Source organism: Larkinella arboricola (assembly GCF_003259745.1).
Classification (GTDB): Bacteria; Bacteroidota; Bacteroidia; order Cytophagales; family Spirosomataceae; genus Larkinella; species Larkinella arboricola.
In genome coordinates this window covers 166,300-190,861 of record NZ_QLMC01000003.1, presented here as the reverse complement: position 1 = coordinate 190,861, position 24,562 = coordinate 166,300, and the positions used below count along the sequence as shown (strand labels likewise).

Sequence of the window (24,562 nt, the reverse complement as noted above, 5' to 3'; positions counted from 1 at the left end):
GAGTCAGATGTATGAAAGTTGATCACGAAACCTTGCACAAAATCGCGCACCTGGCCCGGCTTGACGTGCGGCCCGAAGAGGAACAGCCTCTCGTTGAAAGTCTGAACGAAGTACTGACCTGGATGGAGCAGCTCAACGAAATTGATACCACCGGGGTCGAACCGTTAACGCATATTTCAAGCGAGCTGAATGTTCTGCGCGAAGACGAGGTGGCGCACCAACTCCCACGGGAGCAGGCGCTTGTAAACGCTCCGGATAAGACCGAACAATACTTTCAGGTGCCGAAAGTAATTGAATGAAAATGAGTTTGTGGACGCCAGCAGCTACGGCGTCCACTTTCTTACTTCACCCGTATCCCGGCATTCGGCCAGCAACTGTTCCTGGGTCTTATGCAATACCGGGTGAACAAAGTCCGGGGCAATCTCCGCCAGCGGCACTAGTGTAAACCGCCGTTCGTGCAGAAACGGATGCGGAATCGTCAGCGTTTCCTGCTGCAAAATCAGATCATTTACGTACAGCAAATCGATGTCAATGACGCGGCTGCCCCATTTTTCGCGTCGGACCCGGCCCAGGCGGTTTTCAATTGCCTGCGTTTTTTGCAGAATCTCTTCGGGCGGAAAAACGCTTAAAACTTTCAGCACCTGATTTAAAAAAGCGGGTTGGTCGGTAACACCCCAGGCTGCGGTTTCGTAACGTGCCGATTGCTGCAAAACCGGCCCTACATCGACGTTTAGTTGCTCTATTGCCTGCTGCAAGGTAGCCGCCCGGTCGCCGAGGTTAGCGCCCAGCAGCAGAAAAACCGTGTAGGTGGTCATGCGTTAAAACGGATTGGCGGGCGTTTTCGGACGAAGTGGGTTGGCATCCGGATAAGACATATTGGTTTTCGATTAGCGGTTTCTGAGGCCGTTCAAAACGGTTGCAGAATGGCCCGCAAACCTGCAAAAAAACCGCTTAACCTGCAAGGCTTCTGATCTTGCAGGTTAAGCGGGTAACCAATTAGCTGAAAGAAGGGGTTGAGTGCGACGGTGATTTCGGCCGTTGAAAAAAGCTGAACAGAAGGACGGCCCCGGCAATAATCGCACCGATAACGGCTACCAGCGACACCGATCCGTTGCCTTGCTGCCCGGCTGCAATGGCGGAATAGGCCCAGACAAAAACCAGCAAATACGAAAAGCTTCGCAGTCGGCTAAACACAAAAAGCCCAATGGCCAAGCCGACGGCAATCAGGATTTGCGCCCAAACCGGCCCGCTAATACCCCAGCCGTTCCAGCCACTCGATTCAAGCCAGACGCAGACGTTAGCAATGGTGGCCACGGTTATCCAGCCGAAATAAAGCCCGAAGGGAACGCGGGCCAGCCAGCTTTCGGCCGTAGGAATCTGCGCTGTGTTCAGACGAAGGCCAACATTGATACCGTATAAGGTGTACAGGATACCGGCAATGAACAGAACGGAAATAAAAAGCCACTCATTCTGGAAAATCGGTAACCACAAGCTGTTGAACAAGCCGTTCAGCATAACCAGCGGACCAATGGCCCGGAATCGTGGATTGGTTCGTTGCGAGGGGAGTGCCTGATAGATGGCAAAACCCAGCAGGCCGAGATAGATAACGCCCCAGATTGAAAACGCGAAACCGGCCGGTGTGAAGTCGGTAAAATACTTGTCCGAAACCTGCGCGTTGGTTTGCCCTCCAAACGGTAGTGCGTTCGACAGGTAATTCATGATAATGGTTGAAATGACGATGAAGACAACCAGGAATTGTCGGATTTTATCGCTTTTCATAACAAAAAACGGGTTAAATAGCTACCTATCTAACCCGTTTGATGCGGTAAAGTTTAAAGCCTGGCCCGAATTTAGAAACTCAGAATCTTGAATTCCGTCCGGCGGTTGCGCTGGTGCTCATCTTCGGTTTTCGCATTTTTGACAATAAGCTGCGTTTCGCCGTAGCCTTTCGCAATCAACCGGTCGGCGGCAATCCCTTTCGAGACAATGTAATCAACAGCGGCCTTCGCCCGGTTTTGCGATAGACGTATGTTGTAGGCATCGGGGGCACGAACGTCGGTATGTGAACTCAGCTCAATTTTCAGCGTCGGATTATCCTTCAGGATCGTAACCAGTTTATCCAGTTCCTCGGCGGCATCGGGCCGGATGTTGTATTTATCCAGATCGTAGTAGATGTTTTCCAGCACGAACGTTTTACCCAATGATACCTTGTCGAGCAGAACCGGCACTTCAAACGTCGTGTCGGTTTCGGCTTTTTTCAGGAAAATCGGCGGAATACTCCGTCCCTGCATCGTAAACTGCTCCCGTTTGGTCAGGTAACCCGGCCGCTCAACCAGAATGGTGTAATCTTTTCCTTCTTTCAGGGGATACTTGCCAAACGTTCCCGGCTTACCGGTGAGGGCCTGAGCAATAGGCGTTTCAACACCGTCTTCGATGATCCGGACCGTTGCCGAATCCAGCGGAGCCTGCGGGGTGGCATTTTCCGAAACCGTACCCGCAATGAAATACCGGACCCGTTTCGGGGCTTCGGCTGGTGTGTTGCTCGCAATCGGCGGATTTTCCGTGGTGCCCTCCGAGTCGTCGAAGTAATAAATATCGTCGTCGCCTTTACCGCCATCACGGTTGGAGGCAAAATACCCTTTGTGGTTATTGATCAAAACCAGCCCGAAATCATCCGCTGGTGAATTGATCGGTACACCCAGGTTTTCAACCGAAATAATGCCCTGCGAGCGGGTAGCTACGAAAATATCGAGCTTGCCCAGACCCGGATGCCCGTCGGATGCAAAATACAGCTTGCCGTCTTCGGCCACGTACGGGAACATCTCATCACCCGGTGTATTGATGTCGCGGCCCATGTTGACAGGGCGGCTGAACCGGCCCGACGCGTCCATATTGGTCCGGTAAAGGTCAATGCCGCCCACGGAACCCGCGCGGTTTGAAGCAAAGTACAGCGTTTTGCCGTCGGCCGAGAAAGCCGGGCTGCCGTCCCAGGCCGTTGAGTCGCTGATGGGCAGGCGCTGCGGATCGCTCCAGGTATTGTCTGTTAAGCGACTGATGTACAGGTCAACGTCCAGCCCGCCTTTGCGTTTGCCGTTGTTGCCCCGCGCGAAAATCATAGTTTTGCCATCCTTCGAGAACGCGGGCGTTCCCTCATTGACGTCTTCCCTGAAGATATTGGGGCTGAACTTTTCCGGATTGTTACCGGTTTCGTCGGGTTTTTGCCCCAGCTTGATTTTATAAATACCGGACATCGGCAGCCCGTTATTCTTATAGATCTTTTCTTTCCGCGACGATGTAAAAACCAGTTCGTCTCCCCGAATCACCGGCGCATATTCCGAACCCGGCGAGTTCAGATTTCCGATGTTTTTAGGCTGAAAGGCAATTTTCTTCTGGCTGATTACGTCGATGGCCCGCAGGGTTTCGGCTTCGCGCCGGGCTTTTTCCAGGTTAACTTTGCTGGCCGGTTTGGAAGACACGTACTGCTCAAGCTGAGCCAGTGCTTCGGGGTAACGGGCCTGCGCCTTCAGGGCGTAGGCGTAGTGCATTTTGGCATTGGCCTCCGCCGTGCCGGATTCGATGGCTTTCTGGTAGAACGGTGCGGCCTGCGAAAAACGGTTCGACAGGCGGTACGATTCAGCCAGTAGGTAATTTAGCCGGGCTGCATCCTCCACACTTTTCCCGTTAGCGGCTTTCTGTAAACTTTCAATGGCCAGGTTGTATTCGCCCTGTTCGAACTGTCGAACGCCTTTTTTATACATCTGCATGGCGGAGTTGCATCCAGCCAGCCCAACGGCCAGCCCCAGCGCCACCAGCAGCGAATAGGAGGTACTGATTTTCATAGGGTTACTGTAATGGTATGCTGAGTTTACCGCCAAGTTAAGTATTTATCGCTTGGCTCTACATTTTAACGATAAGAAGTCCATTTTATTGGCGAAAAATCAGGTGGGAAACGGCATCGGCAGAAATAGTAAATCCCGCCGGATAGGGGCGGGATTTTTGAGAAAGACGCAATTATGTAGAAAACATTATACAAAGGCAAATAGTTTGCAGGTTGAAAAATAGTCTATTTATTTTTCAAAATAAATCCGCGTAAGAACCTTACTTTGGATTCTCTGGGGCTGGAACAGTTTTGTCGGGCAAATTGCCGTGGATTTGGCCGGAGTTAGTGGGATAAAACCCCGTTGGTTAATGCCGGAAAATCTATCTTTGTGTTAACGAAATGATATGAGCGGATTTAAGAAGTTAGCGAGCGATACGGCGCTTTACGGCATTAGCACGATACTGGGGCGAATGTTGTACTGGCTGATGGTACCGTTACACACGCGTGTGTTTCCCCGAACCGGCGAAATGGCCTCGAATGTGGAGTTGTTTTCGTACGTGCCGGTATTGCTGCTGGTGTATACCTTAAGTCTGGAAACGGCTTTTTTTCGGTACGCAAGCCGGCAAAAAGAAGATAAACAAAAGGTTTTCAATGAAACGCTGAGCATCGTTCTGGCCATAAGCGTCATTTCCACAGCCCTCATCATCCTGCTGGCCCCTCAAATTGCGGACTGGCTCGACTATCCGGGGCAGGAAACCTTTATTAGCTGGGTGGCCATGATTGCCGCCACGGATGCGATTGTTGCCATTCCGTTTGCCCGGCTTCGGGTTGAAAACAAAGCCCGGGAGTTTGTCAAGGCAAAACTGATCAATATTGTGATCAACGTGGCCCTGAACGTATTCTTCCTGGTCATTTGTCCGCAGATTTACAACGGCGACTACCTGCTTTTCCTGCAACCCGCCATTGATCTGTTCTACGATCCGTCCGTGGGGCCCGGCTATATCTTCCTGGCAAACCTGATCGCTAATCTGGTTTATTTCGTCCTGTTACGAAAAACGTTTGCCGGTTTCCGCTTCCAGCTCGACAAACCGCAGGTGAAGGTTCTGCTGGCGTACTCCTTTCCGTTGATGCTGACGGCGCTGGCCGGTAGCATCAATATGCTGACTGACCGCTGGTTTTTGCGTCCGCTGCTGCCGGAAGGCTTTTATCCGGGACTCACCTCGGAGGACGTTCTCGGGATTTATGGAAACTGCTACAAACTGTCGGTTTTTATGACGCTGGCTATTCAGTCGTTCAAGTTTGCGGCTGATCCGTTCTTTTTTTCCCGCGCAGAGGACAAAAATGCCCCCGGTTTGCTGGCCGAAGTCAATAAGTGGTTCATCATCATCTGCGTTATTATCTGGGTCGGTATCAGCCTGAATCTGGACTGGATTGGGTTGTTTATCGGGAAAACCTACCGGCAGGGGCTGGGGGTGGTGCCCATTTTGCTGCTGGCCAACCTCGTGCTGGGCGTTTATTACAACATTGCATTCTGGTTCAAGCTGAGCGATAAAACCGCCTACGGAACCGTCATTACGGTATTGGGTGCCGGAGTAACGGTTATCCTGAACGTGCTGCTTATTCCGATTATGGGCTACATGGGCTGCGCCGTTGCGTACCTGGTGTCGAGCGTCGTAATGTGCGTTACCTGTTACCTGTTGGGCGAAAAGCATTATCCCGTTCCTTACGATGTTTTTTCGGCCCTGATTTACGTGTTCAGTGGGGGCTTGCTCATCTACATGGCTTCCCAGATCGAAATTTCCAACCTCTGGGTTTCCATTCCATACCACATGCTGCTGTTCCTGCTGTACATCGGAACGATGCTGGTTATGGAGCGCAAAACCTTCGGGCCGTTGCTGGCAAGGGTGCGAAACCGGGGAAGCCGTAAAAACGTCGTTCCGGAATCAAACAACCGGTAAAACAAGAATAAACGCCGACCCCTGGCCGGGCTGACTTTCTACGGTCAGGCTTCCGCCGTGGCTTTTGGTGACAATATCGTAACTAAGCGACAGACCCAGGCCGGTGCCTTCGCCGGTGGGTTTGGTGGTGAAAAAAGGTTGGAACAGCTTGGCCTTTACGGCGTCGGTCATGCCCATACCGTTGTCGATCACGCGGATTTCGACCTGGCGGTCGGTAAATCTGGTCGCTACGGTAACGGCGGGTTGATAAGGCTCCGCTGTCCGTTTCTGCTTTTCCTGAACGGTATAAAAAGCGTTGTTGAACAAATTCAGCAACACCCGCCCGATTTCCTGTGGGATGATACGAACCAGCACCGGATTGGGGTCCAGATCGGTCACCAGTTCGCAATTGAACGTGTTGTCTTTGGCCCGCAAACCGTGGTAGGCCAGCCGCAGGTACTCATCGCAGAGTTGGTTCAGGTTGCTGGCCTGACGCTCACCCGTACTGTTGCGGGAATGCGCCAGCATACTCTGAACGATGTGGCTGGCCCGGTTGCCGTGGTGGGAAATTTTCTGAAGGTTGAGCTTCAGGTCGCCCAGAAGTTCCTTTTCCAGTTCCGGGTCACGCTCCGGCTTTTGCTGTTCTTCTTCAAGTTCGGTCAGTAGCTCGGTGCTGACTTCCGAGAAATTGTTGACGAAGTTGAGCGGGTTCTGAATCTCGTGGGCAATACCGGCGGTCAGTTCGCCCAGGGAGGCCAGTTTTTCTTTCTGAACCAGTTGATCCTGCGTGGCCCGCAGGTTTTCGAGGGAGGTCTGCAATTGAGACGTTCGTTCTTTTACCTGTTGCTCCAACCGTTCGTTCTGGCTGGCGATGATGCGGCTTCGCTCCATTTCCCGCTCTTTTTCGAGCTGTTCTTTTTCAATGGCCTGCTGCGCCACCCGTTTCCGGGCCAGGTTGTAGCGGTTGAGCAGTGCCCCGGAGAAGAAAACAATGAGCCAGGCAAAGCAGGCACTTTCGTAATAGCCAAAGTTATACCAGCCCCAGTTGGTTAGGTTAATAGAAAATAGTCTGAATACCAGGTGGGTAGCCAGCGTAAAAAGCCAGAATGTAAACAGGGGCGCCGTTGCAAGCAGCGCAAAACGGGCGTCGAGCGAGCCGTGCCGGATCATTTTTACCATGCTGATCGCCAGTAAAACATAGATAACCCGAATGACGATTTCCAGCACAGCGATGGTGATGACCGGTGAAACGAAGGAAAACCGGTACATGAAAAACTGGAGCACATTCGTCAATGCCAGCAACACCAGAAAAAACGTAATCGCCCTGTTTAAGTGGGATAGATCTGGTGTGGGCTGAATGAAGTTCCGGATGGCCTGAATAAAGAAGGTATAAAAAACGAGGAAGAAAAAGTTCTGGAGCGACTTATACAGGTACGGTTGTTCGGGAAAGAGCGCCAGTTGAAGATTGAAGCCGTTGCGATCCAGGTTGAAGAACAGCAGGCAAATGGCGAAATAGAGATAAACTTTGTCCTTGATCGAAAAATAGATATATAAATTGTAACACACCGCCAGGAAGAGCATTCCGATCATGATTCCTTCAAAGAAATACTCCTTCCATTGCTGATTAACCCGAAACGCTGTGTAAGTGGAATGGATCCGGTTTTCTTCGGTTTGCAGTTCGGGCGTAAGGTTGGTTAGGAAGGGGTACCAGAAAGGATTTTCCGAACGCTGGTAGAGCGTAATTTGCTCGCCGGGCCGGAGCGGGAGAAATAAACGGTATTGTTCGGTTCCGCCATTGTGAACCGGAAGCTGACTTCTGGGGATCAGCTCGCCCGTGCGCTGGTGGTGCCATCGCCCATCGGAAGCCTGCGTGTAGAGGTCAAAGTAAGTAGCCTTGAACTCGCAGAGATACAGCTTCATGTCATGGTCGAGCCCGTTTTTAATCTGCATCCGGAGCCAGCAGACGTGGGTTTGTCGCGTGGGATTATAGTGAGAATCGAAACGGAAGGCCGAACTGCGTTGAACCTGCTCGAAGGTAAGGTTGCCCGCCCGGTCTTCCAATACCTGAAAGTGAGCGGTATCAATGGGATATACGCCGGTATCTTTCCTGATTTCGTAGACCGGTGGCCAGGGCTGCTGGGCAAAACCGATGGAAAGAAAGCCCAGCCAGAGGGCCAAAATGGTTCCCGCTGTATTCCGTAAACGGACGCATAACTGGTTCGGCCCTGACTTACTGGTGGGAGTCTGAGTCGCGCAGTAGCTTATTGGCGTAAATAAACTCATTCAGTTCAGGGACGTTTGAATGCGTAATGGTAGCGCTGTTCCCCTCCCAGAGCTTTTTGCCTTTATAAAGGAACATGATTTTTTCGCCGATTTCCATCATGGAATTCATGTCGTGAGTAATCACAACGGTCGTAATCTTGAATTCGTCGGTAATTTCCCGAATCAGCTCGTCAATTTTGATGGACGTCAGCGGGTCAAGGCCGGAGTTGGGTTCGTCGCAAAACAGGTATTTGGGGTTCATCACGATGGCCCGGGCAATACCGACCCGTTTTTTCATCCCGCCACTGATTTCCGATGGCATTCGGTCGGCGGCTGCGTCCAGCCCCACCCGTTGCAAACAGAACCGGGCGCGTTCCCGCTTCTCAGCCGCCGACATTTGGGTGAGCATATCAAGCGGAAACCGGACATTTTCCAGCACGGTTTTGGAATCGAACAGGGCACCGCCCTGAAACAGAACGCCCATTTCGCGCCGGATGGCTTTCTGCGTGTCCTGGTCGCCGGTCAGGAAATCACGACCGCTGTACAGCACCTGACCGACTTCGGGTTTGACGAGGCCGATCATGCATTTCAGCAAAACGCTTTTCCCGGTCCCGCTGCCCCCAATGATCAGACTGGTATCACCGGGCTTAAACGTCCCGGAAACACCCGCCAGTACCGTGCGATCGCCGAAGGTTTTCTGTATATTTTTAATTTCGATCATGATGCTTGGGTTGTTACACAGAGTTAATCGGAGGATATCAAAGTATATCGGAGAAATCTCTGATTAACTCTGATTTTTCCTGATATACTCTGTGCAACCATCTCATTTTACAACAATAACTGCGCTAATAAAAAGTCCGCAGCCAGTACCGCAATACAGCTATTGGTTACGGCAGCCGTCGATGCCTGCCCCACTTCCAGTGCGCCCCCCGACGTGTAATAGCCTTTGAACGACGAAATGGTTGAAATCAGAAAGGCAAACACAATGGATTTGATGAGCGCAAATGTGATATTGAACGGGTTAAAGTCGGAACGCAGACCGTAAATATATTCTTCCGACGTAATGAGTTTGGCTAATGTCCCGGCAATGTAACCCCCGTAAATGGATAAGAATCCGGACAGAATTACCAGCATCGGAAAGGTGATCATGGAAGCCAGCACTTTGGGGAGGATTAAGTACGAACTGGAGTTGATGCCCATGACTTCCAGTGCGTCAATCTGTTCGGTGATGCGCATCGTGCCCAGACCGCTCGCAATGTTGGAACCGACTTTTCCTGATAACACCACGCAGGTAATGGTCGGAGCCAGTTCGAGCACCGTCATGTCCCGAACAATCAGCGAAATAATGTACGTCGGAACAAAGGGACTCACCATGTTATAAGCCGTCTGGACGCACGTTACCGCCCCGATGAAGGTAGAAACAATGGAGACAATAAAGACCGAGTTGATGCCGATTTGGATGCATTCGTCCAGAACCAGCTTGGTGTAAACCCCAAATTTTTCCCGGTTCCGGAATAGGGAGCCTAAGAAGATGAAATAACGTCCGAGATAATGCATGACCACAAATAACAACAAAACTACCGTAAAGATAGAACGGTTTTGTGCGTATCTTGCCAAAAAACATCAAAGAGTCAATAGTCATTCATGAACAATCTTTCGTACTTAGCAATAGATTGGAAGGGGCTAATGACCATTGGCTGATTGTATGAATCCATTATTAGTAGTTACGGGCGGTACAAAAGGCATTGGCCGGGCCGTAGTGGAACGGTTTTCAGAGGGCGGTTTTGATGTCGTCGTATGTGCACGCAACGAGCAGGATCTGCGGCAATTGAAACACGACATAGAGGGTTCGGTTGCGGAAGTGCTGGAAGGGTTCGACGATGCCGTTGTGCCAACTATTTTCCCATTTGCGGCTGATCTGGAGCAACGCACCGACGTTAACCGCCTGATTGAGTTTATCCAGAGTCTGGCCCGTCCGGTTAGTGCGCTGGTCAACAATGTCGGTATTTTTCTGCCGGGCCAGATTCATAGCGAACCCGAAGGAACGTTTGAAGCCACCATGAACCTCAACGTCGCCAGCGTCTATCACCTGACGCGCGGCCTCATCGGCGACATGATGAAACAGCGCAGCGGCCACATTTTTATGATGGGGTCAACGGCCAGCATCACGGCGTATCCTAATGGCGGTTCGTACTGCATTTCCAAGTTTGCCCTGCTGGGAATGGCCAGAGAACTCCGGGAGGAGATGAAACCGTATGGGGTGAAAGTTACAACGCTGATGCCCGGTGCTACCTATACCGATAGCTGGGCCGCATCCGGTTTGCCGGAAACGCGGTTTATGCAGGCGGCTGATATTGCCGAGGTGATCTGGTCGGCGTATCACCTATCGGCGGGAGCCGTTGTGGAAGAAATTCTGCTGCGGCCGCAATTGGGTGATATTAAATAGAACGAAAGAAGGAATTATAAATAGGTCATAATAACAGCACTGGTGTAACCTTACCGTAACCAACCAAGCTTCAATAGTTATTATACGTTACTGATTCCACGCTTCCTTCGTATCTTGCGGCCTCATCAGCAGAAATTAAACAGAAAAGTAGTCTTTTAAACATAAAACTCCAGTAATGGAATCTGTTCAATATTTGGGTATCGACGTCGGTGGTACCAATGTTAAAATGGGAATTGTCGACGCACAAACCGGCAATATTTCTAATTTTTACAGTCATGATACTGCCAGCTGGCGCGAATCAGGGCATTTTGTTGAGCGTTTTGCCGATGCCATTGCGCTTCAACTGTACGCACACAAAGAGATCAAAAAAGTCGGTATCGGTTTGCCTGGGATGATCAACCGGGAGCGAACCATTCCCCTCGAAATCACGGCTATTCCTGAATTAAACAGTGTCCCGCTGGTTGAAAAGCTGAATAAACGGTTTCCGGATGTTCAGTTTTTTTTGGAAAATGACGCCAATGCTGCCGCGCTTGGCGAATTTTATTTTGCCGACGAAAAAATTGACGAGAACTACATCTTCATCACGCTCGGTACGGGTGTTGGCGGAGCGGCCATTATCAATAAAAAAGTATTCGTCGGGGGAGATGGCAACGCCATGGAGCCAGGGCATATCCCCTCGCGTAATAACCGGGTGCTGGAACGCAACATCGGCAAAAAAGAACTGCTGGATTTAGCCATCCAGCGCCGGGAAGAATTTGAAGGCAACACCCAATTGCCCGCCGATGGCAGTATCTCGACAACCAGTCTGGTGGCCGCAGCCGCCGTGGGCGACGAGCTGGCCCTGCAAATCTGGACGGAAGTGGGAGAGATGCTTGGCGATGGCCTTGTTGCGCTTATCCGGGTGCTAGACATCAAGCAAGTTCTGATTGGGGGCGGTTTGTCAGCTTCCTACGACTACATTCTGCCCGCTGTTCAGAAGCAACTGGACTTCTGGCTGACGCCTTATTATCAGAACGGGCTCTCGCTCAAACGTGCCACCCTTGGCAACGACGCGGGTCTGCTGGGGGCCGCATCGCTGTGTTTTGAGTAACCAGTTAATTTGATGGCTGGATGATTTTCGGGGTTATATTAAGTAGAGAAACCATTGAAATCATCCAGCCATTTTGCTTTAAACCATATTCACTTCCGGATTCAGCCGGATACCAAATTTTTCTTCCACCGACTGCTGGACGTTCTGGGCGAGGTGGAGGATTTCGGCACCCGTGGCACCACCGAGGTTGACCAGCACGAGCGCCTGTTTGGAGTGGACGCCCGCATTGCCCATCTGTTTGCCTTTCCAGCCGCACTGTTCGATGAGCCAGCCCGCGGGTACTTTCACGGTCAGATCGCCGGTGGGATAACCGGGCATCATTGGGTGAACCGTTTTAAGGTCTTCAAACTGCCCTTTTGAAATTTCCGGATTTTTGAAGAAACTACCGGCATTCCCGATCTCGGCGGGATTGGGAAGCTTACTCTGCCGGATGCGGATAACAGCCTCGCTGACGGCTTTAATGCTCAGTTGCCCTTCCGATATGCCCATTTCGGCCAGCGTTTCCCGAATAGCGCCGTATTCGACATGAAACACGGCCTGTTTGTTCAGGCGCAGGGTGACGCTGCTGATGATGTATTGCCCTTTGGCTTCGTGCTTGAAAACGCTTTCGCGGTAACTAAATCGGCATTCGGCGTGGGTAAAAACCCGCGTTTCGCCCGTTTGAATGGCAACGGCTTCAAGCTGGTCGAAAACCTGCTCAATCTCAACTCCGTAAGCACCAATGTTCTGCATGGGAGCCGCACCGGTCGTGCCGGGAATGAGCGAAAGGTTTTCAATACCGGCGTACCCATTTTCGACGCAGTGCATCACCAGCTGGTGCCAGTTGACGCCTGCCCCGGCTTTTATGTAGACATGGGATTCGTCTTCGCGGACAACCTCAATGCCCTGGATCGCCATTTTAATGGCCAGACCGTCAAAATCCCGCGTAAAGACCAGGTTGCTGCCCCCGCCCAGCACGAGCTTTGGAACGGTTAAGAATTCGGTTAGTTGAAAGAGCGTTTTGAGTTGTTCTTCGGTTTGGATTTCAACCCAGTAACGAGCTTTGGCGTCGATGCCGAATGTGTTATATGGTTTTAGCGATACGTGGCTCTGAATATCTAACATGATTAGCTAAGAATGCTGCCTCAAAATAAGTAAAAAGAAGGGAAAACAGCGGTATGGCTCAACATCAGATCGGGCAGATTGTTGCATAACCAGATAGTTGCTAACTTTGTAAACACGGAATGAAAGCATACAGAGATAAGATTCAGTTGGATAACGCCGTTATCCTGGTCATTTTAATGGCCTTTTCGAGCTGGATGAGCTCGTGTGCCGCTATAAAAAAGGTGACATCCGGTAAGACGGCGGCTGGTTCGTCGACTTCTTCATCAGCAGATTATAATTCGTATACGTACGACCTGTCGGCTACCCGTCCGAAATACACGGCCTCGTTGCCAACAACGACAAATACCGCACCTTCAGCCCCGCCCGCCCGACCGGCTACCGAACCCCGTCGGACGATGCCGCTGGTCGAGCCGATGCACATCAATAAAAAACTGGACGCCGTTCTGGATACAATTTCCGTCCGAAATCATGCCATCCGTTATGCGCAGGGCTACCGGATTCAGATCTATGTTGGCAACGAACGGACCGAGGTTGATCGGCTTAAACGGTTTACGTATCAGAATTTTCCGGAACTGAACCCCTATACTACCTACCGGGCTCCCACGTACCGGTTAAAGGTGGGTGATTTTATGCGCCGGATGGACGCAGAACGGTATCTGGCGCAGCTTCGTCAGCAATTTCCATCGGCAACGCTGTTGTCGGATCGAATTGAGATCCGGAAGAGTCTGGCAGTTAACTAATAGAAAGTAAAATTTTATCGAATCACCATGAAAAAAGCACTTATTACCGGCATCACGGGGCAGGATGGTACGTACCTGGCCGAACTCCTTTTAGCAAAAGGGTATGAAGTTCACGGTATCAAACGCCGGAGTTCGCTTTTTAATACCCAGCGGATTGATCACATCTACGAGGATCCGCACGAAAAGCATGTTCGGTTCCGGTTGCATTATGGTGATTTGTCTGACTCAACCAATATTATCCGTATCATTCAGGAAGTGCAGCCCGACGAAATCTACAACCTGGGGGCAATGTCGCACGTGCGGGTAAGTTTTGAGGAACCGGAATACACGGCTCAGGTCGACGGTATCGGAACGCTCCGGGTTCTGGAAGCCGTTCGTCTGCTGGGCTTGACCCAAAAAACCCGTATTTATCAGGCTTCAACCTCCGAACTGTATGGCGGGGTGCAGGGCCACGCCCAATCCGAAGCGACGCCGTTCTACCCCCGGTCACCGTATGCCGTGGCGAAGTTGTACGGTTACTGGATTACGGTCAATTACCGGGAAGCGTACGGTATGTATGCCTGCAACGGGATTCTCTTTAACCACGAATCACCCCTGCGCGGTGAAACATTCGTAACCCGGAAAATTACGCGGGCTGTGGCCCGGATTGCGCTTGGGTTGCAGGATAAAGTGTATATGGGGAACCTGGACGCCCAGCGCGACTGGGGTCATGCTAAAGATTACGTGGAAGCCATGTGGCTGATGCTCCAGCAGGAAACCCCCGAAGATTTCGTGATTGCAACGGGGATCACTACCCCCATCCGCGAGTTTATCCGGATGGCCTTTGCCGAAGTCGGAATTGAACTGGAATTTAAAGGCGAAGGCGTCAATGAAACGGGTGTTATCGCCAAGGTAAATAATCCGGAGTATGCGCTGGAAGTTGGCCGGGAAGTGGTTTGCATCGACGAACGGTATTTCCGTCCAACAGAAGTGGATTTGCTCCTGGGCGATCCGACGAAAGCCATGACCAAACTGGGCTGGAAACCCAAATACGACCTGCCCGCCCTGGTGAAAGAGATGGTTGCCGCCGATATTGATCTGTTCCGGCGCGATCAGTTGCTGGAGAAGAGCGGCCACCGGGTGATGAATTACTTCGAGTAACTTCCGTTCGATCTCTAATCAAAAGAAAAGGGTATAAACGAAAAGCGGGCCACTTCTGGGAAGTGGCCCGCTTTTCGTTTATGGATTCGCTATGCCTTAGACGGGAACTGCATAGTAGTACATCCGTGAACTGTTCGGGTACATACCCACCAGCATCAGACCGTCACCTGCATTGGTAGAAGACAGGGCCGCTTGCAGATCTTTCACGGTGCGAACGTTTTTACCGTTTGCTTTCACGATGATAAAACCTTCTTCAATATCCGTTTCTGCCATTTTGCCATCCCGAACACGTTTGACACGAACACCGCCGGAAACGCCCAGGCGTTTGGCATCAGCAGCCGCCAGTTCTTCAAAGTCAGCACCCAATGAGCTCAGAGTTTTGGCGGCAGTGGATGCTGAAACGTTGTCGCTTTTCTTGATGATGTCGCGGCCACCGTTGCGGTTGCGCAGTTCAACGCGGAAGTCGCGCAGATCACCGTTGCGGTTTACGGTTACGGCAATCACATCACCCGGACGACGGCGACCGATGATTTCACGCATCTGGCCGTCAGAGTCTACAGGCTGACCTTCCATTTTCACGATCACATCACCTTTTTTCAGACCAGCCGCTGCGGAGGCACCTCCTTCAACTACTTCGTTGATGTAAATACCGCGTCCTATTTTAGAGCCCAGTTCCTGAGCACGCAGGCTGTTCAACTCAACTGGAATAATGCCCAGATAACCGCGTTGTACAGCACCGTATTTCACTAAATCAGCCGAAACTTTTTTCACCAGTGATACCGGTACGGCAAAACCGTAACCGCTGTAGTAGCCCGTTGCTGAAGCAATGGCCGAGTTAATACCGACCAGTTCACCACGCAGGTTTACCAGCGCACCACCTGAGTTACCCGGGTTGATGGCGGCATCCGTTTGGATAAATGCTTCAACCGGAGCTTCCGGTCTTTCTTCATTCCGGTTGATATTCTGGTCCAGAATACCGATCCGACGGCTTTTGGCGCTCACAATACCGGCAGTTACCGTCGATTCGAGGTCCAGCGGATAACCAACCGCCAGAACCCACTCACCCAGTTTCAGGGCATCTGAATCACCCAGGGTAATGGAAGGTAAGTTTTTGGCGTTTACCTGAATTACGGCCAGGTCAGTCAGTGGGTCGGTACCAATCACTTTCGCTTTGAAGCTGCGTTTGTCGGTCAGGATTACTTCTACTTCGTCGGCATTCTGCACAACGTGGTTGTTTGTAACAATATAACCGTCCTGGCTAATGATCACACCCGAACCGGAAGCCTGCCCGCGTTGGCGCTGTGGAGTACTGTTGCCACGGCCAAACTCATCACCGAAAAAGTCGCGGAAGATGTCCGGAATCTGTTGCTGACGAACGGTCCGCGTAATGGTTGTTTTAATGTGGACAACCGCCGGGGTAGAGGCTTCGGCAGCGTAGGCAAAATCACCCGGGGCCGATTGCGGGCCGGTCAGGGCAGCCAGTCGGCCAATGGGCTGAGAGGCTGGAGCCGATTCATTAAATATAACATCTTGCTTATTAAAGCCCAGAATGTTATAAGCGGCCAGCGTAACAAAGCTCGATAAAAGAGCGATAATCGCTAAAGTTTTCCAGTTGCTTTTCATGACTTGATTCTAAGATTCTAAAAGGGGTCGTTTACTGCTTTCGTATCAGTTCAAAGAGATAACGAAATCCGCTTTTCCAAAAATTCGCATTAATAACGCAATTAACAAATTTTAACGAACGAATGTTGATTGCACCGGTATTCAGAAAGTGTACGCTGAATAAATGAAAAAATCAGAATCCGATGCATAGCTTTCGGATCAGGATGTATAAACTATACTCCTTAAAAGACAACATCCGTACCAGTCGAATGTTTGTCCAGAATTATGTCATTATGGCTGGTTGTAGTAAGACTTTTGGCAGAATGCCTAGTCAATTTGACAGGCTATTCCACAAATAACCGTAAATCCTTTCGGGAAATGATGCTAAATCGGCAGATCGTTTGGAAGAGAGACACAGCAGTTACTTTCCGACCTTACGCAAAAAAATCGGCTGGAAATAAGGGAAGGTGGCTGTAGAAGGACCATTAACTCAGCAGAGGCACCCGCCTAATTGGAAACCGGCTTCATTTGCAACTGCTCACAGGCTTTTTCGGCGGCCGATTGCTCGGCTTTTTTCTTGCTATAGCCGCTGCCCTGCGCAAAAGGCTCATCGTCAACGGTTACCTGCGAAATAAACTCCCGGAAGTGGTTGTTGCCCCGTTCGGAGATGATGGTGAACTCCACTTTTTTTCCTTCGCGCTGCGCCCACTCAATCAGGCGGCTTTTGTAGTTGGCGTTGTTACTGATCAACGCTTCGAGGTCATAATGCCCCAGTAATTCTTTAAGGATAAACTGGCGTGTAAACCGGAAGCCTTTATCCAGATAGATGGCGCCAACCAGGGCTTCCAGCGCATCGCCGTACATGGACGTACGAGAAGGCACAATGCCCCGGCTGCGGCTGCCGTCGTATTCAATCAGGTTTTCCAGACCGATTTTGCGCGCAATACCGTTCAGGGTTTCGCGGTTGACAATCCGGGAGCGAATTTCGGTCAGGAAGCCTTCGTCCTTGTAGGGGAATTTTTTAAAAAGAAATTCCGCAATAACCATCCCTAACACCGCATCGCCCAGGTACTCAAGCCGTTCATTGGACTCTTTGAAGCCCTTAATGCCCGTTTCGCGCGATGCGGAAGTGTGTCGAAAAGCGAGTTGATATAAACCGATGTTGGAAGGAGTTTCACCAATGATGTGCTCGATGGAACGCTTGAATTTCTTGCGCTCACTGTTCCCCCGCAGCCGGAAAAAACTGAGGATAGGATCGAGGACGTTGTTGGATGAAGCGGCTTGCACGCGGCTAATGACAACTGTTAGGATTCAAGTTTACGAAATATAACAGAAAAATTATGACCACCAAAACCAAACGTGTTGCTGAGCGCAATAGAAATAGGGCGCTTCTGAGCTTCGTTGAACGTAAAGTTCAGATTCGGGTTAAATTGTTCGTCGTCGGTAAAGTGGTTGATTGTCGGTGGAACAACACCGTGGTGCATGGCCATCAGGCAGGCAATGGCTTCAATGGCGCCGGCTGCTCCCAACAGGTGACCCGTCATCGACTTGGTTGAGCTGATGTTCAGGTTGTAGGCATGCTCGCCAAAAACCTTCTCGATGGCGGTTGCTTCGCTAAAGTCACCCAGCGGGGTTGACGTTCCGTGAACATTGATGTAATCAACATCTTCCGGACCAATCTGGGCGTCGTTGAGCGCATCTTTCATGACGTTTACCGCGCCGAGTCCTTCGGGATGGGGAGCCGTAATGTGGTAGGCGTCAGACGACATACCTCCGCCGATCAGTTCGGCATAGATTTTAGCTCCGCGCGCTTTGGCATGTTCGTATTCTTCGAGAATAAGCGCCCCAGCCCCTTCGCCCAGCACAAAACCGTCGCGGTCTTTGTCGAAGGGCCGCGATGCCGTTTCCGGCGAATCGTTCCGCTCCGACAATGCCCGCAGGGCGTTAAACCCACCGACCCCGGCTTCCGTTACGGCAGCCTCCGAACCGCCTGAAATGGCGATGTTCAGCCGACCCAGCCGAATGAAGTTAAAGGCGTCAATCATGGCGTTGGTGGCCGATGCACAGGCCGATACCGTGACATAATTAACTCCGTAAAACCCGTAACGAATCGAGAGCATACCCGATGCGCTGTCGGCAATCATTTTCGGAATAAAGAAGGGGTTGTAGCGGGGGGTGCCATCGCCGGTTGCGTAGGTTTTTACTTCGTCTTCGAAGGTTTTAAGCCCTCCGATTCCGGAACCCCAGATCACACCGGCTTTGGTTAAATCGAGCTTGGTAAGATCAAGCCCGGCATCCTTCACCGCTTCGTCGGCCACGATGAGCGCGTATTGGGCGAAGGGGTCCATTTTACGAGCATCCTGACGAGGAATGAACTGGTTGACATCCAGGCCCTTGACTTCGCAGGCGAATTTTGTCCGAAACTTTTCGGCATTGAATTTAGTAATCGGACCGGCGCCACTTACACCGGCAGATAAGCCGTTCCAGAACTCTTGTACTGTATTACCAATCGGCGTAAGAGCGCCCAGGCCGGTGATTACTACTCGTTTAAAAGGCATAGAATAAACTCAAAAACAAACAAGGAAACGCTTATTTCACATTCTCTTCCAGATACGTCACGGCCTGGCCTACCGTACCAATATTTTCAGCCTGATCGTCCGGAATAGAGATGTTAAACTCTTTTTCAAATTCCATAATCAGTTCAACGGTGTCGAGCGAATCTGCGCCCAGGTCGTTGGTGAAGCTAGCTTCCATCGTGACCTCCGACTCCTCAACACCCAGTTTTTCAACAATGATTGCAATTACTTTTGATTTAATATCTGACATTTCTGTATGCGTTTGGGGTTCTAAAAACTGTGCAAAGAAAGAGATTTAAAATAGCATTGTCAAATAATTTTTTCGAACCGAAATCGTTTAAAAACCTTCCATTTTTTTTGTGAATGGTCAGATTAACAGCTTATTACGAAATAAAATTTTGTCTACTAAAGCTACTATGGTATGGAGAATAAGCCTAGCCGGGTATCACCAAAGTACGTGATTCACAGGCAGGGCAATGGTTAAATTAATCAACCAGTAACCCGAAAATCGCATCTCCAGCTGTCGGTAAACGGATCGATTCATTAACTAATGATGCTATGTAAAAGTTATAAGCGACGCCTGTTTAATAGTTTTCTGCCTTCCGAACGGGCAAATGTGTAATTTTGTCCGAAAAAATACTTGTGAACATTCCAAAACTAAAGCATAGCGATTCCGGCAACTTTTTCCTGATTGCCGGGCCGTGCGCCATCGAAAGCCGTGACATGGCCCTGCGCATTGCCGAAAAGTTGGTTGCGCTGACCGAACGGCTGAAAATACCGTATATATTTAAAGGGTCCTACCGCAAGGCAAACCGTACCAAGCTGGATTCTTTTACCGGAATCGGGGACATTCCGGCGCTGGAAATTCTAAAGGAAGTGGGCGAACGGTTTGATGTACCCACGATCACCGACTTTCACGAATCGCAGGAAGCCGCTATGGCTGCCAGTTACGTCGATGTGCTGCAAATTCCGGCTTTTCTGTGCCGACAAACGGATATGCTCACGGCGGCTGCTCAGACCGGTAAGGTGGTCAATATCAAGAAAGGGCAGTTTATGTCGGGCGATTCGATGGCGTTTGCCGTCGAAAAAGTGAAGTCCGTTAACCCGGCTGCGGAGGTTTTCCTGACCGACCGGGGCAATTCCTTCGGGTACGGCGATCTAATCGTCGATTACCGTAATTTGCCGGTGATGCAGGCTCACGGTGTGCCGGTGGTAATGGATTGCACCCATTCACTGCAACAGCCCAACCAATCGTCGGGCGTTACGGGTGGCAAACCGGCCCTGATTGCTACCATTGCCAGAGCCGCTATTGCGGTGGGTGCCGACGGCTTGTTTATTGAAACGCACCCCAAACCCTCGGAAGCCAAATCCGACGGGGCCAATATGCTGCCGCTCGATCAACTGGAAGGTTTGCTGGAAAAGTTACTCCGCATCCGGCAGGCCATTTCGTAGCGGTTCCTGTAAAACAGTTGTTTACTTTCTGCATCTTGTAACCCGATCTATCTTTATGCAAACCCGGTACACCACGAACCCGACGGATTTCAAACACTACGATACCGACCGTATCCGTCGCGAATTTCTGATTGAAAGCCTGTTTCAACCCGATTCGTTCGAGTTGGTGTATTCGCATTATGACCGCATGATTGTGGGGGGAATTATGCCGGTTCAGGGGCCGCAGACACTGCCAACGTACGACGAGCTGAAAGCTGATATTTTTCTGCAACGGCGCGAACTGGGCATCATTAATATTGGCGGTGACGGTACGGTAACGGTCGATGGGCAGGTGTTTGAGTTAGCCAAAAAGGATTGCTTATATGTGGGTTTAGGGAGCCAGGAGGTGGTTTTTGCCAGCCTTCAGGCCGACCAGCCGGCCCGGTTTGCGCTGCTCTCAACCCCGGCGCACCGGACTTGCCCGACGGCCAAACTGACCTCGGCGGACGCTTCGCCCAATGACCTGGGAGCACAGGAAACCGCTAATCAGCGCACGATCTACAAATACATTCATGCCGACGGTCTGCAAAGCTGTCAACTGGTGATGGGGCTGACGACGTTGAAACCCGGCAGCATCTGGAACACCATGCCGCCCCACGTACACGACCGCCGGATGGAAGCCTATATTTACTTCGACCTGGCGGACAACCAGCGTGTTTTCCACCTGATGGGTCATCCGCAGGAAACCCGTCACCTGCTGGTCGGCAATGAGCAGGCTATTCTCTCTCCGCCCTGGTCGATTCACGCGGGAGCCGGAACCAGCCATTATTCGTTCATCTGGGCGATGGCAGGAGAAAATTATACGTTTACGGACATGGATTTTGTTCCATTGGGTGAGATCCGGTAGTTTGGAAACCCTTGCTCCGGAAACGCAAAAAAATGCCCTCTAAGCTTAGAGGGCATTTTTGATTCTACCAATCTATGTTGTAACTAATTTAAAATCAGCGGTCGGCACTTTTGATGGAACTGGCGCCGGACGTATTGGAGCGGAGGGATGCTGAACCGCGATAGGTCAGATTACTGGCTCCGCTGGCTTCTGCCTCCAGCCGGTCGGTCACGTGCATTCGGGCACTGCTGGCACCCGAAAGATCAACGGTTGCGCTGGCTACTTTCAGGTCGTAGGCTTTCAGCGTTGTGGCCCCGGAAACCTCGCCCTGGAGCCGTTTGGCCTGTCCGGTCAGGGTTACGCTCGATGCGCCGGAAAGATCGACCGTAACGCGTTCTGCATCCACTTCAATGGTGGACGAAGAGGCCCCTGAAATGCTGATGCCCAATTCCTTCACATTCCGAAAACCGGTTACGTCAGAACGCGAAGCACCCGAAAATTCCACACGGCTCAGTTCCGGCATCGTTATGTTGACCGTGACCCGCTGGCGATTCCGGTTCCAGCCCGTTTTGTTCTTGTAACGTATCTGGAGTTTGCCCCCACTGACGTTCGCTTCCAGGTCTTCCAGATCGGAACTCCGTCCGGAAGCCGTTACTTTGTAGCTACTGCCGCGTGAAACGTGAATGGTGAAGGCGCTGCCCAGGTCCAGTTTGTCGAAGTTGCTGACATTGAACGTACGGCTTTCTTCCTGCATGGTCAGGGTACTCATAATTTCCGCTAACTGGCTTCCCGAGGGGCTCACGGCCGCTACGGACACCATGACCGTAGACAGAAAAAGAGGGGTAAAGAGGGCAAGGGACCTTTTCATTATAAGTAATGAGTTGAAGATTTTGGGTAAAGATGCAGTCAGACACGAAAACGTTGCATCGGCTTGCCGGGTGCGTTACTGCTCGTTCGCTCTGTTCGTCGGGCCGTTGACACTGCTGGCTCCACTGGTTTTGGAAGTCAGGTCTTCAACCGTACCGAAGTCGGCATTGCTGGCACCGACCGCATTGACATTGGCCCGGCCCACCGTCATATTGGTTGCATCCAGTTTGCAGGCACCAGACAGTTGGGCGTCCAGCTGATTCGACCGGCCCCGCAGGGTAGCCTTCGACGCGCCCGTGAGGTCAATGTCAAGCTGGGCTGTTTTTACGTCCAGCAGCGATTTACAGGCCCCGCTCAGCGTTACATCCAGCTTGTCGATGTTTTCAAAACCGGTGATGATCGACTGGGTTGCGCCCGAAAAATGGATGGTTTCGACATCCGGCATGGTGACGGTAATGCCAATGCGTTTCCGGTTGCGCCACTGGAGAATCCCTTCGTTGCGGAAATCAACGTGCAGGGCGCCGTTGTCAACGCGAACCCGCAGATCGTCCATGTCTTCCTCGCGACCGTCAGCCACTACCTTGAAGGCCGCACCCTGTTTCACCCGTACGGCAAAAGCACCGCCAATATCAATTTTTGAGAAATTGGTTACTTCAAACTGGCGGGTATACTCGCCTTTGTTGAAGAAATCGTCACCCAACTCGTTCCGGAGTACCTCATCGATGGCGTCGTTCGTATTGAAGTCTTCCTGATAACGGTCTTCATTTAATTCCCGCGGATGGGTCAGGGAAACCAGACCGTCGGTGCGGCTAAACTTCCAGATGCTGGTTTTCATCCGTTCCAGTTCCTGATGGCCAAATTCATTGCGGATGTGGCGGGCAAACGCTTCCGTCATCCGAAACGGACGTTCATACGGAATATGAATCATCACATCCACATCCTGATCCCGGAACCGGGCTCCCGGCTTGATTTCGTAGCTATTGTCGAAACGAAGGGTCGAATCTTTGACGGTCCAGTTGTAAATGATGGTCCGGGCGTTCCGTTGGGCTATTTGGCGGGTTGGTCCCTTCGCTTCGAGCCGTTTGGTCAGCGTCCAGGCGGTTCCTTCAACGCCTTCCAGTTCAATCGAGGTATGAAAGTCAATACTTCCATCTTCAATGTCGTTGATGTCCAGCGTCGGAATGGGGGCCGGAAGCGTGATGGTTTGTGTTTCCTCAACATGGCTCTTGCTTCCGAATTCGCTCACCAGCGGAGGCACGGTGGCGGCCAGCCCAATAAGCCCCAGAAACCAGATCGACAGCAGCGTCAGGGCGATGCCCGTAGGCACCAGGGATTTTTGCGAAATAATCATCAGTCCCAGAATGGCCAGGGCTAGACCCGGCAGAAAAGCCGTGATGAAAGCCGACAACATCATCAACGGACTGATTTCACGCTGAATCATGTACGGAATTTCGCCCCCTCCGAAGTGGATGCCTTTTAGGCCGAAAACCGTTCCCAGTGCGCCGAGCGCAGCAATCATGACCCCAAATCCGACCACCACCAGAAATACCCCGGCCAGCACCCGAATGATCGACACGATGCCGCGGGCCAGTGGTCCAAGTGCACTGGCCAGTCCGTTAAAAATGGTGGCAATCAGCCGAAACGGAAACAGCAGAATTTTGGCCAGCGTACTTTCTTCGGCGGTTTCATTGATATCAAGGCTACGCTTGATATTGCTCTCGATGTTCGAGAGCGTAATGGGCTCCCCCTGCATTTCCATCTTTTCGGTCAGCGTATTGGCTTCGGGCGAAATAATCCAGAGAACGATATAAGCAAGCAGACCCGTACCGAACAGGAAGATCGTCAGCACAAACAGCAGCCGGACCACGCCGGAGTCAATACCAAAGTAGGCACCAATTCCCGAAGCAACCCCGCCCAGCACTTTGTCGTCCGGATTGCGGTAAAATTTCTTGACGCTCTTATCGTCTTCCAGCGTTGTCGAACCCGGAAACGCAATCCACATGGCGATGTACAGCACAACCGTAAAGCCGGAAAGACTACCGAAAAACTCCGTGCTACCACCGCCAACGGCCCCGCTAAACGGCGGCAGGGCCAGAATCAGGGTAACGAAAATGAGTCGGACCCAAACCGGGTCAATATTGAAGTAATTGGCAATCCCGGAGGCAACACCACCGACAATTTTCCGGCGCAGGTCGCGGTACAGTTTGCGGGGCGGGGCATTCGTCGGACGCGGAGGAACCGGACCACTGCCCGCAAAGTTGCCACCACCCGGGCCACGGCTTTCGCCAAGGGGCGGCACCGACTCGTATACGGGTTGGGGACGACTGGCACCCGCCGGGGCTGCGCCAATCACGTCTTCTTCTTCAATGGCTTCAAAATCAGCGACGGTACCCATCGACTGAATCAACTCGTTCACGTCCTCCAGGGTAACAACCTGGCGGGGATTGGCCTGCTTTTCGGCGGCTTTCAGCTTATTGAGCAGTTTCTCGGCAATCCGGTTTTCAATGTCGGTAATGATTTCCTGACTGTCTTCGTAGGTCGAAAAGTATTGTTGAATCGACGTGAGATAGCCTTTTAATTTCTCGTAGCCATCTTCCTCAATGTGGAAGATCACTCCGCTTATGTTTATACTAATGGTCTTTTTCATGGCAAAAAGCGTGT

21 protein-coding genes are annotated in these 24,562 nt (G+C 51.4%); 8 read left to right on the top strand and 13 right to left on the bottom strand.

The features are described from left to right. Positions 1–11: 11 nt before the first annotated feature. Positions 12–299, top strand: a complete 288-nt coding sequence (gene gatC / locus LX87_RS12220) for an Asp-tRNA(Asn)/Glu-tRNA(Gln) amidotransferase subunit GatC (protein WP_111628528.1) — start codon at positions 12–14, stop codon at positions 297–299. A gap of 24 nt (positions 300–323) precedes the next feature. On the opposite strand, the gene folK is transcribed toward gatC, so the two are convergent. From folK to LX87_RS12205, 3 genes are all read right to left on the bottom strand, one after another. Continuing rightward, entirely contained in the window at positions 324–815 is a 492-nt protein-coding gene (gene folK / locus LX87_RS12215; RefSeq protein ID WP_111628527.1) for a 2-amino-4-hydroxy-6-hydroxymethyldihydropteridine diphosphokinase, read from the bottom strand. Between the two features lie 181 nt (positions 816–996). Continuing rightward, positions 997–1,779: a TspO-related membrane protein gene (locus LX87_RS12210; RefSeq protein WP_111628526.1), complete on the bottom strand. Its 783-nt coding sequence runs from the start codon at positions 1,777–1,779 to the stop codon at positions 997–999. Positions 1,780–1,850: 71 nt separating this feature from the next. Further along, positions 1,851–3,839, bottom strand: coding sequence for a CHU_0125 family OmpA-like outer membrane integrity protein (locus tag LX87_RS12205; RefSeq protein WP_211325304.1), 1,989 nt, complete (start codon positions 3,837–3,839; stop codon positions 1,851–1,853). A gap of 385 nt (positions 3,840–4,224) precedes the next feature. Here LX87_RS12205 and LX87_RS12200 point away from each other — a divergent pair, with 385 nt between their 5' ends. After that, positions 4,225–5,778: a polysaccharide biosynthesis C-terminal domain-containing protein gene (locus LX87_RS12200; protein ID WP_111628525.1), complete on the top strand. Its 1,554-nt coding sequence runs from the start codon at positions 4,225–4,227 to the stop codon at positions 5,776–5,778. Here LX87_RS12200 and LX87_RS12195 read toward each other — a convergent pair. From LX87_RS12195 to LX87_RS12185, 3 genes are all read right to left on the bottom strand, one after another. Then, a complete protein-coding gene (locus LX87_RS12195) occupies positions 5,764–7,935 on the bottom strand; it encodes a sensor histidine kinase (RefSeq protein WP_229310641.1) in 2,172 nt (723 codons plus the stop codon). The genes LX87_RS12200 and LX87_RS12195 overlap by 15 nt on opposite strands. A 52-nt stretch (positions 7,936–7,987) precedes the next feature. After that, entirely contained in the window at positions 7,988–8,740 is a 753-nt protein-coding gene (locus LX87_RS12190) for an ABC transporter ATP-binding protein (RefSeq protein WP_111628523.1), read from the bottom strand. A 107-nt stretch (positions 8,741–8,847) separates the two neighbouring features. Continuing rightward, the gene (locus LX87_RS12185) at positions 8,848–9,576 is read right to left on the bottom strand and encodes an MlaE family ABC transporter permease (RefSeq protein WP_111629176.1); all 729 of its coding nucleotides are present in this window, start codon (positions 9,574–9,576) and stop codon (positions 8,848–8,850) included. Positions 9,577–9,724: 148 nt separating this feature from the next. Here LX87_RS12185 and LX87_RS12180 point away from each other — a divergent pair, with 148 nt between their 5' ends. Both LX87_RS12180 and LX87_RS12175 read left to right on the top strand, forming a co-directional pair. After that, positions 9,725–10,465: an SDR family oxidoreductase gene (locus LX87_RS12180; protein WP_111628522.1), complete on the top strand. Its 741-nt coding sequence runs from the start codon at positions 9,725–9,727 to the stop codon at positions 10,463–10,465. A 175-nt stretch (positions 10,466–10,640) separates the two neighbouring features. Further along, positions 10,641–11,555, top strand: coding sequence for an ROK family protein (locus LX87_RS12175; RefSeq protein ID WP_111628521.1), 915 nt, complete (start codon positions 10,641–10,643; stop codon positions 11,553–11,555). Between the two features lie 78 nt (positions 11,556–11,633). On the opposite strand, the gene murB is transcribed toward LX87_RS12175, so the two are convergent. Then, positions 11,634–12,659: a UDP-N-acetylmuramate dehydrogenase gene (gene murB / locus LX87_RS12170; protein ID WP_111628520.1), complete on the bottom strand. Its 1,026-nt coding sequence runs from the start codon at positions 12,657–12,659 to the stop codon at positions 11,634–11,636. 119 nt (positions 12,660–12,778) lie between these two features. Here murB and LX87_RS12165 point away from each other — a divergent pair, with 119 nt between their 5' ends. Continuing rightward, positions 12,779–13,399 carry an SPOR domain-containing protein gene (locus LX87_RS12165; RefSeq protein WP_211325303.1) on the top strand — a complete coding sequence of 207 codons (621 nt, stop codon included), beginning with the start codon at positions 12,779–12,781 and terminating at the stop codon, positions 13,397–13,399. 27 nt (positions 13,400–13,426) lie between these two features. Beyond that, the gene (gmd, locus tag LX87_RS12160) at positions 13,427–14,539 is read left to right on the top strand and encodes a GDP-mannose 4,6-dehydratase (protein WP_111628519.1); all 1,113 of its coding nucleotides are present in this window, start codon (positions 13,427–13,429) and stop codon (positions 14,537–14,539) included. A gap of 96 nt (positions 14,540–14,635) precedes the next feature. Here gmd and LX87_RS12155 read toward each other — a convergent pair whose 3' ends face one another. The 4 genes from LX87_RS12155 to LX87_RS12140 all read right to left on the bottom strand — a co-directional run bounded on the left by LX87_RS12155 (position 14,636) and on the right by LX87_RS12140 (position 18,967). After that, positions 14,636–16,162: a Do family serine endopeptidase gene (locus tag LX87_RS12155; protein ID WP_111628518.1), complete on the bottom strand. Its 1,527-nt coding sequence runs from the start codon at positions 16,160–16,162 to the stop codon at positions 14,636–14,638. A gap of 486 nt (positions 16,163–16,648) precedes the next feature. Continuing rightward, positions 16,649–17,428, bottom strand: a complete 780-nt coding sequence (rnc, locus tag LX87_RS12150; protein WP_111628517.1) for a ribonuclease III — start codon at positions 17,426–17,428, stop codon at positions 16,649–16,651. Between the two features lie 17 nt (positions 17,429–17,445). After that, positions 17,446–18,699: a beta-ketoacyl-ACP synthase II gene (gene fabF / locus LX87_RS12145; protein WP_111628516.1), complete on the bottom strand. Its 1,254-nt coding sequence runs from the start codon at positions 18,697–18,699 to the stop codon at positions 17,446–17,448. A gap of 31 nt (positions 18,700–18,730) precedes the next feature. Next, complete coding sequence (locus LX87_RS12140; RefSeq protein WP_111628515.1) at positions 18,731–18,967, bottom strand: acyl carrier protein; 237 nt, start codon at positions 18,965–18,967, stop codon at positions 18,731–18,733. Positions 18,968–19,359: 392 nt separating this feature from the next. On the opposite strand from LX87_RS12140, the gene kdsA reads away from it, so the two are divergent. Next, entirely contained in the window at positions 19,360–20,169 is an 810-nt protein-coding gene (gene kdsA / locus LX87_RS12135; RefSeq protein ID WP_374755124.1) for a 3-deoxy-8-phosphooctulonate synthase, read from the top strand. 55 nt (positions 20,170–20,224) lie between these two features. After that, positions 20,225–21,055 carry a 5-dehydro-4-deoxy-D-glucuronate isomerase gene (gene kduI / locus LX87_RS12130; protein ID WP_111628514.1) on the top strand — a complete coding sequence of 277 codons (831 nt, stop codon included), beginning with the start codon at positions 20,225–20,227 and terminating at the stop codon, positions 21,053–21,055. 94 nt (positions 21,056–21,149) lie between these two features. Here the strand turns inward: kduI and LX87_RS12125 are convergent, their stop codons facing one another. Both LX87_RS12125 and LX87_RS12120 read right to left on the bottom strand, forming a co-directional pair. After that, positions 21,150–21,902 (bottom strand): head GIN domain-containing protein, encoded by a 753-nt coding sequence (locus tag LX87_RS12125; RefSeq protein WP_111628513.1) that lies wholly within the window; start codon positions 21,900–21,902, stop codon positions 21,150–21,152. A 75-nt stretch (positions 21,903–21,977) separates the two neighbouring features. Then, complete coding sequence (locus LX87_RS12120) at positions 21,978–24,548, bottom strand: PspC domain-containing protein (RefSeq protein ID WP_111628512.1); 2,571 nt, start codon at positions 24,546–24,548, stop codon at positions 21,978–21,980. Between the last annotated feature and the right edge of the window lie 14 nt (positions 24,549–24,562).